Origin of the sequence: Thalassolituus hydrocarboniclasticus (assembly GCF_025345565.1) — a bacterium.
GTDB lineage: Bacteria > Pseudomonadota > Gammaproteobacteria > Pseudomonadales > Oceanobacteraceae > Venatoribacter > Venatoribacter hydrocarboniclasticus.
Genome location: NZ_CP054475.1, coordinates 3,750,865 through 3,763,790, shown reverse-complemented (window position 1 = coordinate 3,763,790; position 12,926 = coordinate 3,750,865). Strand labels below are relative to the sequence as shown.

The window sequence follows — 12,926 nt, the reverse complement described above, 5'->3', positions numbered from 1 at the left end:
TCCTTAGTTCATATGATCACTTTTCAGCCGTCCATACATGGCTGAGTCAGAGATAATACCGTTGACTTCCCAGCGCTGCCTTAACAAACCTTCCCGGGAAAACCCGAGCTTCTCCAGCGTCTTCGCAGATGATTGATTGTCCGGGTCTATCTCTGCTTCAACCCGGCGCAGCCCCAATACACTGAAACCGTACTGTATCAGAGCCTCGCCTGCCTCATTAATGTAACCCTTTCCCCAGGCTGCACGGCCCAAACCAAAACCGATTTCGGCACGTTTGGATTCTGCGTCATAGCTGAATAGCATGCACTTGCCGATCAGCTCACCAGTGGACTGAAGATACACCCCGAGAACAAGCGACTCCTGGCATTGCATCGAATCATTGCTCGCATTTATAAAGTCCAGAGAATCCTGAAGGGTTTTCCAGGGGGGCGTATTCCAATAGCGCATAACTTCAGGATCGGAGAAAATTTTCAGCAGGCTTTCTGCATCATTAATCGCTAAAGGTTTCAGTGTTAAGCGTTCGGTTTCAATAACCGGAAAAAATAATCCTTCGGGCATGAACACCTCCATTTCGTAGGTAACCCTGAAATATCGCACCTGTTAAAAATCAAGCGGCCAGCGAAGGCCGTGCTTTTTAAATACGGTGTGAGCAGCAGTAGCTTGCATCAGAGCAGCTAGCTATGAGAGAAAGATTTAAGCTGGATAACGAGGGTACACTTAAGATGACTTAGTTATCAATAGTTTATGTTAGGGCCTGTCGACACTAATTAAACAGGCCTGTTATCGGCTAAAAATATCTCAGGCAAGGCGCTGAGAGTGTGGCCTAACGGGTTAAGCGAGCGAGCAGCAACGCAGAATGAGGTATTTTTAGCCATAACCCTTCGGGCTGAGGCCAGTTTTCCACATAAACGTCGTCGCTCGTCATTCATTTAGCCCGCTAATATCACTCCTCTCTCCTTGTTCTGAGAAAAACTGGCTTTCAGCAGGCCGGATTTACTTAGTGTCGACAGGCCCTAGCTGAACACCCGTGCCGGGCTGGCGGGAAGAGCAGGAGAAGCTGGCGTGACGTTGTCGGAAACCCTACTGCCACTTATCCAGCGCCTGTTTGTCTTTATCCAGCGCTTCTACCCAGCGCTCACCATCGCTGGTGACTTCTTTTTTCCAGAAGGGCGCACGGTTTTTCAGGTAATCCATTATGTAATAGCAGGCATCGAAGGCGGCTTCACGGTGTGAGCTGCTGACGCCAACAAATACAATCTGATCGGAAATCGCCAGGGTGCCAACGCGGTGTATCAGGCGCACGCGGTTAACGGGCCAGCGGCTACAGGCATCTGCGACGATCTGCTGCAGCGCTTTTTCGGTCATACCCGGATAATGCTCCAGCGTCAGGCCGCTCACTTGTGAGCCCTGATTCATTTCACGTACCAGTCCGGTAAAGAACACCACGGCGCCGTCGCTGCGGTTATCGTTGCGCAGCTCGGCGTATTCATGGGCAACGTCGAAATCCGCCTGTTGCACTGCAATAGAGTGTTGGCTGTTGCTGGCGTTTTCTGCACTCATCGTCAGCCTCCGGTCACCGGCGGGAAAAATGCCACTTCATCATTGCTGTTAATCAGGGTGTCTTCGTCGTTGATCAGTGTCTGATTGATGGCGGCCAGTGCCCGCCCCTGTGCCAGCTGTTCTGCCTGCTGTGGAAAATACTGTATTAACGCAGCGCGCACGGTTGCCAGACTGGCTGGTAACGGCAGGTCGATATCACAGTGGGTACAACCGAGTTGCTCGCGCAGGGCGGCAAAAAAAAGAATATTCATAAACCGATTTTATCCTGTGCTGTCGGCCTGCCAGTGACCGGTTTTTCCGCCCTGTTTTTCCAGCACGCGAATGCCTTCGAGTACCATAGCCGGGTCAACGGCTTTACACATATCAAACAGGGTGAGCGCGGCGACGGATACGGCGGTAAGCGCTTCCATTTCCACGCCGGTCTGACCGGTGAGTTTGGCCAGACTGGTGATACGTACCCGGTTGTGCTCCGGTTGTGCTTCAAAATCGACGGCTACTTTACTCAGCATCAGCGGATGGCAGAGCGGAATCAGCTGACTGGTCTGTTTGGCTGCCTGAATGCCGGCAATACGGGCAACGGAAAACACATCGCCTTTATGATGTTCGCCGGCAAGAATTTTCTGCAGGGTGTCGGCGCTCATGCGCACATACCCTTCGGCCCGGGCCTCACGCACCGTGGCGGCTTTATTGCTGACATCCACCATGCTGGCTTCGCCGCGCTGATTAATATGGGAAAATTCAGTCATAAGCTTTCAGTCTTAAATAATCACTCACAATATTGGCGGTATTAATGTGCTTTAACCGCGGCTGCCACAGTGGGCGGTATTTTTTAACTGCGGCACAAAGTTACACGGGCGGTGGCGGCTGTCGAGCTGGGTCTGAATAATATCGTCCCAGGCGGTGCGGCAGGCATTGGTGGAGCCGGGCATGCAGAAGACGATGGTCTGGTTGGCCAGTCCGGCAATGGCGCGGCTCTGAATGGTGGAGGTGCCGATCTGGTTGTAAGAAATCTGGCGGAACAGTTCGCCAAAACCATCAACGGTTTTATCCAGCAGTGGCATTACCGCTTCGGGGGTGGAGTCGCAGCTGGTAAAACCGGTGCCGCCGGTGATCAGCACGGCCTGGGTTTTGTCGTCGGCAATCCACTGGGATACGGCGGCACGGATCTTATAGACGTTATCCACCACGATTTTTTTATCGCTTAAAAAGTGCCCAGCATCGGTCAGCTTTTCGACCAGCAGCTGGCCGGAGGTGTCGGTGTCTTCGGTGCGTGAATCGGACACGGTTAATACCGCGATATTCAGCGGAATAAAATTTTCGGTAAAGGTTTTGGCCATGATATGTCCTCAGTGACGGGCGTGTTCCGCCCATTCGTCCGGTGTGTTGGTATTGGTCAGTGCATGCGTGCCGGGAGAGGGCAGCTGCACGCTGTCAAAGGTATGAATTAATGAGCCGACGGAACGCCGTGCCGCCGGATTCTGCAGTTGTTCGTTCAGCCAGTGCAGCAGTTCCTGACTGACTGGTAAATAAAGTGGCAGGCAGATCGGTAAAGAATCCTGCTGGTAACAGGCGGCTTTATTGGCTGCACGTCCGCTGCTGATCAGTTGCTGTAAATCCTGACTGCGGATATGCGGCATATCGACCGGCAGCAATATTAATTCGTCGATCTGATCGTTCAGTGCTGCTTTAACTGCAGCCTGAATACCCGCCAGTGGCCCGGCACCGGCAACATCATCGGCCAGTATTTTATAGTGACAATCGTCAGGTGCCGATAAACCCAGCTCCGCCTGATGAGGCTGACGGCTGAGCCAGAGCGCAGCCGGCTTAAGGGCGATTAGTTGTTGCCAGTTACGCTCGCCAAGATGACGGAAACCATTCACCGGCAACAGGGCTTTATCCTGCCCCATACGCAGTGACGAACCACCGGCCAGTAATACGGCAGCAAGTTGTGGCGCGTTCATTCAGCCACCAATCATCGCAAAGTGAGATATTGCGCCGGTGCGTCCGTCCTGCAGATAATGACTTTCTTTTTTCTGGCCGAGCAGGGCACGGATATGTTGCTGTATGTCAGCACTGGCATGATGAAGCAGTGGCCGTAATTCATGGCCTTCTTCACCGAATAAACACAGGTGTAATTTGCCTTGGGCAGAAATACGCAGACGATTGCAGCTTTTACAGAAATCCTGACTGTAAGGCATGATCAGACCAATCTGTCCGCTGAAATGCGGGTGATAAAATTCCTGTGCCGGCCCGTCGTGGCTGCCGCGTAATTTTGGCTGCCAGCCATCCTGCAGTAACTGCTGTTTAATATCTTCACCACGCACATGCTGAGCGGCAAAAAATCCGGCGTTGTCGCCGGTTTGCATCAGTTCGATAAAGCGCAGGGTCACCGGTGTGGTTTTTAACCAGTTTAAAAACTGGCCAAGGCCGTTTTCATTAAAGGTTTTCAGCAGCACCGCATTCACTTTAATGCGGGTTAAGCCAAGGGCACGCGCACGTTCAATACCGTTAAGAATTTCCTGCAGTTTGTCGTGGCCGGTAATGGCCTGAAACTGCTGCGGGTCGAGGCTGTCGATGCTGACATTCAGCTGGTCGAGTCCGGCGGCTATCCAGTCATCAATCTGTTTGCTTAAACGGTAACCATTGGTGGTGAGCGCCACCTGTTCAATGCCGGCAGTGTTTTTCAGGATGCGGATAATCTGCGGCAGATCTTTGCGCAGGCTGGGCTCACCGCCGGTAATGCGGATTTTACGTGTGCCCAGAGCGGCAAAGGTCTGCGCCAGCGTGGCAATTTCATCCAGACTGAGGGGCGCGGGCGTGTCACTGCACTGGTAGCCATCGGGCAGGCAGTAATTGCAGCGGAAGTTGCAGACATCGGTTACCGACAGACGCAGATAGCTGAAGCGCCGGCCATGGGTATCCTGCAGCGTGGTGTCTGATGATTGCGGCACAATGCCGCTGGCAGACGCCGGGGCTGGCGGGATGTCGGCAACAGGCCGCAGGGGAATCAGCGGTTGTTGCGGTTTCATTGTTCACCTTTCCAAGAGTGGGAGGCCCGGGCATTTCTTTGCGGACCCTGGTGGCCGGACGCAGCGCGGGTGCACGGCGTGGCGGTCACGGCTGGCGCACCCTATTGCAGCTGTAAAACAGTCTGACAACGTAGGCACGGCAGCTCGGTGGTTTAACTTCAGTGTATGACCTTTGTACGCAAAGCAGAAGGCGAAATATGCCATTTTTACCGGCCATTTCAGGATTGGCAGGAGTGCGTTTCTGATTGTGTGTTGTAGAGCTGATGCCTGCCAGGCCCACCTCAACACTTTGTTGCGTATTTGCATCAATCCCCGATGCAAGGCCTGACAGCGCTGCGTCTCCCGTTATTGCTGATATTTTTCATTGTTCCGGCCAGTGGATCAGGCTGTTCTTACAGGCGTTGTTACGCCTCCCTGTAGCCGCTGTTAAGGTGCGCGCGAATGAGACTGGCCGGTATCTCTTTGTGGCTTTTGGCTTCACTCTGGTGTTGCCGTTATTGGCCGCAAGGCTCCCCGGTACCGCCGGTCTCTGCTGTTCATACCTTCTTTTTTCCTGGTAGTTACTTATGTTGTTAAAATCTCTGCGCCAGCGGATGGCCCTGCTGTTGACGCTGCTGGCGTCGGCTTTTTTCTCGTTTTCTGTTCAGGCGGTCACCACTCTGCGTACTCAGGGGCAGTGGTATGGCTACTGGGGCTGGAACAATGCCACGTATTCCAACAGTGATATTCACTTTAAAGGTGATGATCACGATTTCACGCTGTACGGCGTTAAAGCCCGCGACCGCCAGAATCAGGTGTCGTGGGATGAGGTTTTTCATTCCTATCTGAATCCCGGCCGGATGACGATTCCACAATACAACTGGCGTGTTGGTTATTTTGTTGCGGACAACTGGTCGGTATCGCTTGGCTTTGATCATATGAAGTATGTGATGGTGCAGGATCAGACCGTCGATATCAGCGGTACAATTAATCGTCCGGGGTTTGAACGCACCGACCCGGCCCGCGGTCAGCAGAAGCTCACTGCTGATTTTCTCGATTATGAGCATACCGACGGCTTTAACATGATCTCGCTGGAAACCGAGCGTTTTCTGCCGCTGTGGTCCTGGGGTAATAAAATGGATCTGGCGGTGTTTGCCGGTGTCGGGGCCGGTATTCTGTATCCGAAAAGCAACGTTAAACTGCTTAGTGGCGAACGTAACGATGAGTGGCATGTGGCCGGTTATGCCACCACGGTTAAAGTGGGTGTTGAGGCCACTCTGTGGAAAGGCTTCTTCTTCCGCTTCCTCGGTAAGTATGGCCATGCCGATATGGACGATGTGCTGACCAGTAACAAAGGCGATAAGGCCGATCAGAGTTTTTACTTTGATGAATATATTGGCGTATTCGGTTACCGCTTCTGAGGCTGACGCTTCTTAAACAGGCTCGCTTTACGCACGCTCACACAGCAAACCGTGACCCCTCCGGGCGGCAGTGATACATTGCGCGCTGCGAAACCGGAGGGCAAAAATGATCATGCGTTTTTCTGTCAGGCAGTGTGCGGTTGCCCTGCTGTTATTCTGTTGTTTACCTCTGCAGGCGGTGCAGGCCAATCAGGTTGATGAGCACCAGTCCGGCCCGCAATCCTTCCGTGAAGCCAAGCGTATGGCCGCTAAGCTGTATGCCACTCTGCCCGGTGGCCAGCGCACCTTTTATTGTGACTGTGCTTTTTCCGGTAAACAGATCGATGCTGCGGCCTGTGGTTACCGTGCGCGTAAAAACGCCAAACGCGGTGCACGGCTGGAATGGGAGCATGTGGTTCCGGCCTGGGAGTTTGGCCATCAGTTACAGTGCTGGCAGAACGGTGGTCGCAAGAACTGCACTAAAAACGATGCACAATTCCGCCGCATGGAAGCCGACCTGCACAATCTGGTGCCTGCTGTTGGCGAGTTAAACGGCGACCGTTCCAACTTCCGTTTCGGTATGCTCGAAGGTGAGCCGCGTGTTTATGGCCGCTGTGATTTTGAAGTGGATTTCAAACTGCGCCGTGCCGAACCCAAAGACGATCGCCGCGGTGATGTGGCACGGATTTATTTTTATATGCGTGACCGCTACGGCCTGAAAATCAGCCGTCAGCAAACCCAGCTGTTTAATGCCTGGCATAAACTGGATGCGGTGGATGATGCCGAGCGTGAACGTGACCGCCGTATTACTGAGCTGCAGGGTAGTGGTAATTGCTATGTGCGTAATTGTGATAAAACGCTGAATAGTGATACCGATAAATTATAATCTTCCGGTGCCAGAGCAGTGATGATCAGCTGCTGATTTTTATGTAATTAATACGGCCTGTATTGTCATTTTTGCATGGTAGACATTCCTGAAAGTGCGCAGTAATCTGGCTGCGCTTGTGGTGCAGGGAAAGCATCAGCAGTGCCCGGATATTTTCCGCACCGGCCAATCAACTGCCATTTATCAAGGAAGACACTATGCCGCGCTTTAATTCCGCTATCGATACTGCCGCCCGTTTTGGCGACATCCCTTTTGTTGAATTTACCCAGGAACTGATTACCGGCGTGTTCGACTCGCTGGTCGAAGCGCATATTCTGCAGGTTGAAGAATATGCCGAATTTGTTCAGACCCTGACGCAGGATTTATCCAGTTATATCAACAACACCAATGACGGTGTCAGCTTCGATGAAATCAGCGATTTTGTGCTCAAATACGAATTGCCGACACTCAGCGAAGCCGAGCTGGAAACCGTACTGAACAACCTGGAAGCACCATCCACATCATCGCCTGTGAACGGCGCTCAGCCAGCCACCACCGATACCTGGTGGGGTGGCCTGATGAACGCACTGGCGCCGGCTGTTGATTCGCTGGTCGATAAAATTGCCGACCCGTCACAGCACGATGACCTGCAGGCGCTGGCTGCCTATAACAATGGTGTTACCAGTACACTGCCGAATTATCAGCAGATTCACGATGCCATTGCCTCGCTGATTTCCTCGAATAAATACAGCGTACTGCAGAATATGGCGCAGCAGGGCATGATGCGTCTGGTGGTAACCGAAGGTGAAATTGAAACCAAAATTACCTTCTCCACCTGGCAGGAACGGGAAAGCACTCTGGAAACCAAAAACAAAACCCGTGCCCGTGAAGCGAGCAGAACCAAACTGCGCAAAGGGGCTCTGGGCGCTTTCAAAAAAGCCAGACGCAAAGAGCGTCAGCGTCAGGTGACGGTGAATACCGCCAAGAGTTACCAGCGCGATACCAGCGGCACCAAGGTCGATATTTTTGGTCGTGTGCTGATCCGCTTTAAAACCGATTACGCTCCGCTGAACGGGTGAGGTGATTTGTGTCTGACTTTCAGTATGTCAGTCTTGGTTTTGCGGAGTTTGTCGGCCAGCTACTGACTGAAACTTTTGAAGCCACCATTAACGCGCAGCAATACCAGCTGCGCCGTTATGCTGAACTACAGGCGGCAATCGATCTGCCCGACGAGCAGTTTCTGCTGCAGTTCATCGATCCTCAGCTGGTGCTCACACGCGAAACACTCATTGCCGGCAGTCCGATTGCCCGGCAGATGATTGTTCCGCCTGAGCGGCAGGCGTTTATTCTGGAGCTGACCGAAGAGTTTGAAGAAGAATCGGTTATCTTTAAAAACCGTCTGACCAACTATGGCTTTGAAGCGCTGCGTGCAGTGATTGATGAGCAGCTGGTGGCTGAGCAAAAAGCCAGCCTGCAGGCGCTGCTTAATCGCATGGAGCAAGCGCGGCTGGTGGTCGACAGTGGTGAAATTAATGCCAAGCTGGAGCTCAGCAGTCTGTATCAGACCACGACCGATGCAACCGAAACAGCAGCGGGTAATGATGGTAAAACAGCGGTCAGCGGCGTTAAGCGTCTGGCAGCATCCGCTGCAGCGCTTAACACGACGCTGGACAACAGCACGCTGAGCAGCGGCGTAAAAGAGCTGGTGGATGCGGAAACTCTGGAAAAAACCCTGTTTCTCGATGGCGCCACGCTGGATAAAACCCTCGCGGCCACGGCCGACAGTCCGGTACGCATCAGTGCCAAACCCCTGCCCAGCAGCACCAGCAGTTCGGTGTATTCGCAGGTCACTATCCGTTTTAAAACCGTATGACGCCGGCACAACAGCAGCAATTGCAGTTACTGCTGGCGGAACTGGCGCGTCTGAGTCCGGTGGCTGAAGCCTGGCTCAGACGTCAGCCTGATAAAGTCATCAGTATCGAAGTTCATACTCCCGGCTTACCTCCTCTGACCGTGGAATGGCAGCACTCATCCTGAGTGATATTTGTCAGCGGTCATTCCTGTATTTTTCCTTCCGTTTCTCATGGCTGAACTATTGTTTTTTTAAATGCTGTTTGCGGCTGAGCAGTCGCTGAACACAAGCCATGGCCGATGGATTGGTCTGTCGGTCTGTATGTAACAGGAGGTGGTTATGCGTGCGTGGTGTTTTTGTGTCTTGCTTGGGCTGGCGCTGAATGCCGGCGCTGATTCTGTGGCCGGTTTTACCGCCAGTCATATCAAAATGGTGAACGTAGTGGCACCGGAATGGCCGGAGTTCACCAATAAAGACGGCACCGGTCTGTACTGGGATATTCTGCGCGCGGTGTATGAGCCGGCCGGCATCCGCGTTAAACCGGCGACGGCACCCTGGAACCGGGCGCTGAAAATGGTCACCGAGTACCGGGTTTATAACGCGATTGTCGGCGAAACCCGTGATACGGGTCAGCCGCTGATCTATCCCCGCTACGCTATTGATGTGGAATACCTGTCGGTGGTTTATCCGCTCAGGGCCGGTCTCAGCTGGAAAGGGCTTGATACATTAAAAGGCAAAACCGTGGGCTGGCTGAAAGGCTATGACGTGCTTCCTGCAGCACAGCGCAATTTCAAACTGCGTGAGTTCCGCACCACGGCAGAAGGGGTGCAATGGTTACAGCAGGGCAAGCTGGATCTGCTGATCGATGAATGGGATGCCATCCAGCTGGCACTGGAGGAAGCCGGTGTGGGCATGGATTATTTTGAAGTACAGGATATGCCCAACGGCCGTGATGTGTATGTCGCCTTTGCTGAAGGGCCGGTGTCGGAGTATCTGATCAGCGAATATAACCGCCGTATCCCCGAGCTGGTCGCCAGTGGTGAGCTGCAGGCGTTGTACGATAAATGGCAGGTAGGTGAAATCCCGGCCCAGGTAAAAGCTATTCTGGGTACTGTCAGTGCTCAATAGTCAGATAGCGTAATACAGGGAGGTGTTGCTCCCTGTGCCTGCACGGCGCATTGACGTATCATTCGGCCCCAGTTTTCTTTACCGGGGGCAATATGAGTTCACAGGTTTCTGCCGACAATATCCGTCTGACCGAATACAGCCATGGCGCCGGATGCGGCTGCAAAATATCACCTAAAGTGCTCGACAGCATTCTGGCCTCGCAGCTGACATTGCCCTCCGATGCCAACCTGCTGGTGGGTAACAGCAGCAAAGACGACGCTGCCGCTTACGATATCGGTAATGGTCAGGTGATTTTAAGCACCACCGATTTCTTTATGCCCATTGCCGATGATCCCTTCGATTTTGGCCGTATCGCCGCGACCAATGCCATCAGCGATATCTACGCCATGGGGGGCAAACCATTAATGGCGATTGCGATTCTTGGCTGGCCGGTGAATGTGCTGCCGCCTGAAGTTGCGCAGCGCGTGGTCGACGGTGGCCGTCAGGCCTGCGCCGATGCCGGCATTATGCTGGCCGGTGGTCACAGTATTGATTCGCCGGAACCGATTTTTGGTCTGGCAGTGACCGGTCTGGTACAGAAAGACAAACTGAAGCAGAACAACACCGCAACCGCAGGCTGCAAACTCTATCTGAGCAAGCCACTGGGTGTAGGCATTCTGACCACCGCGCAGAAGCAGAAAAAACTGCGCCCTGAGCATGAATTCCTTGCCCGTGATGTGATGTGCCAGATGAATAAAGTTGGCGCCGAAGTCGCACAGCTTGACGGTGTGGAAGCCATTACCGACGTGACCGGCTTTGGTTTAATGGGGCACCTGCTGGAAGTGTGCGAAGGCAGTGGTGTGAATGCGGTGTTGTACGAGCAGCATATTCCGCTGTTGCCACCGGTACGTGACTATATTGCCCAGGGTTGTCTGCCCGGCGGCACCACGCGTAATTTTGATTCCTATGGCGATAAACTGGCGCCGTTAACGGATGAGCAGAAAGCGCTGTTCTGCGATCCGCAAACCAGCGGCGGTTTATTAATTGCCGTACAGCCAGAGCAAGCCGCAGCGCTGGAACAGGTATTAACAGCCGCCGGGGTATACGCACAGTGCATTGGTGAATTAACCGCCGCCCGCAGCGATTACCGTGTCGAGGTTCAGGCATGAGCCGTCCCGATACACAGGATTTTACCCGCCTGTTTTTAACCGACACACCGATGATGGATACCCGCGCGCCTTTGGAATTTAAAAAGGGTGCATTTCCGCATACCGTCAGTCTGCCGCTGATGACCGACGCCGAACGGGCGAAAGTCGGTACCTGTTATAAACAGCAGGGCCAGGACGCCGCCATTGTGCTGGGCCATCAGCTGGTGGGCGGCAAGGTAAAACAACAGCGGCTGGAGCAATGGCTGGAATTTGCCCGTCAGCATCCGGATGGTTATCTCTATTGTTTCCGTGGCGGCCTGCGCAGTCAGATCGTACAGCAGTGGCTGAAAGAAGCCGGCTGTGATTACCCGCGTATTACCGGTGGCTACAAAGCCATGCGGCGTTTTTTAATTGATACGCTGGAGCGCATTGCGGCCGATGGCCAGTTTCGCGTACTGGCGGGTCATACCGGCTGCGCCAAAACCGATTTATTAAATGCTTTGCCGCACAGTATTGACCTTGAAGGTATTGCCCATCATCGCGGCAGCACTTTTGGCAAGCGTCCGGCCGGGCAACCATCGCAGATTGATTTTGAAAACAAACTCGCGGTGGCGTTATTGCGTCAGGATCATGCCCATCCGGGGCGGCGTATTCTGCTCGAAGACGAAAGCCTGCTGATTGGCCGCTGCGCGATTCCGGAATGTCTGCGTCTGCGTATGCTGGCCGCACCACTGATTATTGTCGAAGCCTCGCTGGAGCAGCGGGTGGAACACAGCTTCCGAAATTATATTTTGCATAAACTGCAGGAGTGGCAGCAGGCTGAAGGCGAAGAGGCAGGCTTTGCGGCGTTCCGCGATGACCTGACCAAATCACTGCAGAAAATTCAGCGTCGCCTCGGCGGTGTGCGTTATCAGCAGCTTGACGATTTATTGCAGCAGGCACTGAACGAACACGAGCAAACAGGCGATAACAGCCTGCACCGCGAGTGGATACGCATTATGCTCAGCGACTATTACGACCCGATGTATGAATACCAGCTGACGCAGAAAAAAGGCCCGGTCGAATTCCGTGGTTCAGCAGCTGAGATTAACGACTACCTGAAAAATAATGAGTAAAACCATGAAAAAGACCTTTAAGTTTGCCGCGGCAGCAGGCCTGCTGCTCGGTGCCTTTTCTGCATTCGCCGATACCTTCGTATTTACCGCCATTCCGGATGAAGATGAATCGCGCTTACAGCAACGCTTTAATAAAGTGGCCGATTATCTTTCGGCACAGACCGGCGCTGAGGTGAAGTACATTCCGGTAAAATCCTACGCCGCCGCCATTACCGCATTCCGTAACGATCAGGTGCAGCTGGCCTGGTTTGGTGGTTTATCCGGCGTGCAGGCGCGCAAGCTGGTGGCCGGTTCTGAAGCCATTGCTCAGGGCTATGAAGATCAGTTCTTTAAAACCTATTTTATTGCCAATAAAAGCGCGGGCCTGAGTGCAGAAGAAACACTTTCTGCAGCACTGAAAGGTAAAACCTTTACTTTTGGTTCCAAAGGTTCTACTTCCGGTCGTTTAATGCCGGAGTTTTATCTGCGCGAACAATTTAACGCGGCGCCAGAGGATATTTTCTCGCGCGTTGGTTTCTCCGGCGATCACAGCCGTACCATTGCTCAGGTGCAGTCCGGTGCTTATCAGGTCGGTGCGGTTAATTACACCGTCTGGGATAACGAGCTGGCGGCCGGTAATATCGACCCGGAAAAAATTCAGGTGATCTGGACCACGCCAACCTATCCGGATTATCAATGGACTATCCGTGGTGATGTGGATGCCCGCTTCGGTAAAGGCTTTAAAGAAAAAATGCGTAAAGCCCTGCTGGAAATGAAAGATAAAGACCTGCTCGCCAGCTTCCCGCGTGAATCTTTTGTACCGGCCAGTAACGACGATTACGCGCCGATTGAAAATACCGCCCGTGCGATTGGCCTGCTGGAAGACTGATAA

16 protein-coding genes and 1 riboswitch are annotated in these 12,926 nt (G+C 53.2%); of the genes, 9 read left to right on the top strand and 7 right to left on the bottom strand.

Going from position 1 to position 12,926, the window contains the following annotated elements:
* Positions 1-3: 3 nt before the first annotated feature.
* The 7 genes from HUF19_RS16895 to moaA form a co-directional block, all read right to left on the bottom strand.
* Entirely contained in the window at positions 4-558 is a 555-nt protein-coding gene (locus HUF19_RS16895; RefSeq protein WP_260997684.1) for a GNAT family N-acetyltransferase, read from the bottom strand.
* A gap of 522 nt (positions 559-1,080) precedes the next feature.
* Positions 1,081-1,560: a molybdopterin synthase catalytic subunit MoaE gene (gene moaE / locus HUF19_RS16890; protein WP_260997683.1), complete on the bottom strand. Its 480-nt coding sequence runs from the start codon at positions 1,558-1,560 to the stop codon at positions 1,081-1,083.
* 2 nt (positions 1,561-1,562) lie between these two features.
* The gene (locus HUF19_RS16885; protein WP_260997682.1) at positions 1,563-1,811 is read right to left on the bottom strand and encodes a MoaD/ThiS family protein; all 249 of its coding nucleotides are present in this window, start codon (positions 1,809-1,811) and stop codon (positions 1,563-1,565) included.
* Positions 1,812-1,820: 9 nt separating this feature from the next.
* The gene (moaC, locus tag HUF19_RS16880; protein WP_260997681.1) at positions 1,821-2,306 is read right to left on the bottom strand and encodes a cyclic pyranopterin monophosphate synthase MoaC; all 486 of its coding nucleotides are present in this window, start codon (positions 2,304-2,306) and stop codon (positions 1,821-1,823) included.
* Positions 2,307-2,357: 51 nt separating this feature from the next.
* Positions 2,358-2,897: a molybdenum cofactor biosynthesis protein B gene (moaB, locus tag HUF19_RS16875; RefSeq protein ID WP_260997680.1), complete on the bottom strand. Its 540-nt coding sequence runs from the start codon at positions 2,895-2,897 to the stop codon at positions 2,358-2,360.
* Positions 2,898-2,906: 9 nt separating this feature from the next.
* Positions 2,907-3,521: a molybdenum cofactor guanylyltransferase gene (gene mobA, locus HUF19_RS16870; RefSeq protein WP_260997679.1), complete on the bottom strand. Its 615-nt coding sequence runs from the start codon at positions 3,519-3,521 to the stop codon at positions 2,907-2,909.
* Positions 3,522-4,589 (bottom strand): GTP 3',8-cyclase MoaA, encoded by a 1,068-nt coding sequence (gene moaA, locus HUF19_RS16865; protein WP_260997678.1) that lies wholly within the window; start codon positions 4,587-4,589, stop codon positions 3,522-3,524. It abuts the gene before it with no gap.
* Positions 4,578-4,751, bottom strand: a riboswitch (molybdenum cofactor riboswitch). (Overlaps the previous gene by 12 nt.)
* 404 nt (positions 4,752-5,155) lie before the next feature.
* On the opposite strand from moaA, the gene HUF19_RS16860 reads away from it, so the two are divergent.
* The 9 genes from HUF19_RS16860 (at position 5,156) to HUF19_RS16820 (ending at position 12,923) form a co-directional block, all read left to right on the top strand.
* A complete protein-coding gene (locus HUF19_RS16860; protein WP_260997677.1) occupies positions 5,156-5,989 on the top strand; it encodes a hypothetical protein in 834 nt (277 codons plus the stop codon).
* A gap of 106 nt (positions 5,990-6,095) precedes the next feature.
* Entirely contained in the window at positions 6,096-6,854 is a 759-nt protein-coding gene (locus HUF19_RS16855; protein WP_260997676.1) for an endonuclease, read from the top strand.
* 197 nt (positions 6,855-7,051) lie between these two features.
* On the top strand, positions 7,052-7,912 hold the full coding sequence (locus tag HUF19_RS16850; RefSeq protein WP_260997675.1) for a hypothetical protein: 861 nt from the start codon (positions 7,052-7,054) through the stop codon (positions 7,910-7,912).
* 8 nt (positions 7,913-7,920) lie between these two features.
* Positions 7,921-8,706, top strand: coding sequence for a hypothetical protein (locus HUF19_RS16845; RefSeq protein ID WP_260997674.1), 786 nt, complete (start codon positions 7,921-7,923; stop codon positions 8,704-8,706).
* The gene (locus HUF19_RS16840) at positions 8,703-8,870 is read left to right on the top strand and encodes a hypothetical protein (protein WP_260997673.1); all 168 of its coding nucleotides are present in this window, start codon (positions 8,703-8,705) and stop codon (positions 8,868-8,870) included. Before HUF19_RS16845 ends, HUF19_RS16840 begins: the two co-directional genes overlap by 4 nt.
* Positions 8,871-9,024: 154 nt before the next feature.
* Entirely contained in the window at positions 9,025-9,813 is a 789-nt protein-coding gene (locus HUF19_RS16835; RefSeq protein ID WP_260997672.1) for a substrate-binding periplasmic protein, read from the top strand.
* 92 nt (positions 9,814-9,905) lie between these two features.
* Entirely contained in the window at positions 9,906-10,961 is a 1,056-nt protein-coding gene (gene selD, locus HUF19_RS16830) for a selenide, water dikinase SelD (RefSeq protein WP_260997671.1), read from the top strand.
* Positions 10,958-12,055: a tRNA 2-selenouridine(34) synthase MnmH gene (mnmH, locus tag HUF19_RS16825; RefSeq protein ID WP_260997670.1), complete on the top strand. Its 1,098-nt coding sequence runs from the start codon at positions 10,958-10,960 to the stop codon at positions 12,053-12,055. Before selD ends, mnmH begins: the two co-directional genes overlap by 4 nt.
* Before the next feature lie 4 nt (positions 12,056-12,059).
* Positions 12,060-12,923 (top strand): putative selenate ABC transporter substrate-binding protein, encoded by an 864-nt coding sequence (locus HUF19_RS16820; RefSeq protein ID WP_260997669.1) that lies wholly within the window; start codon positions 12,060-12,062, stop codon positions 12,921-12,923.
* Positions 12,924-12,926 lie beyond the last annotated feature (3 nt).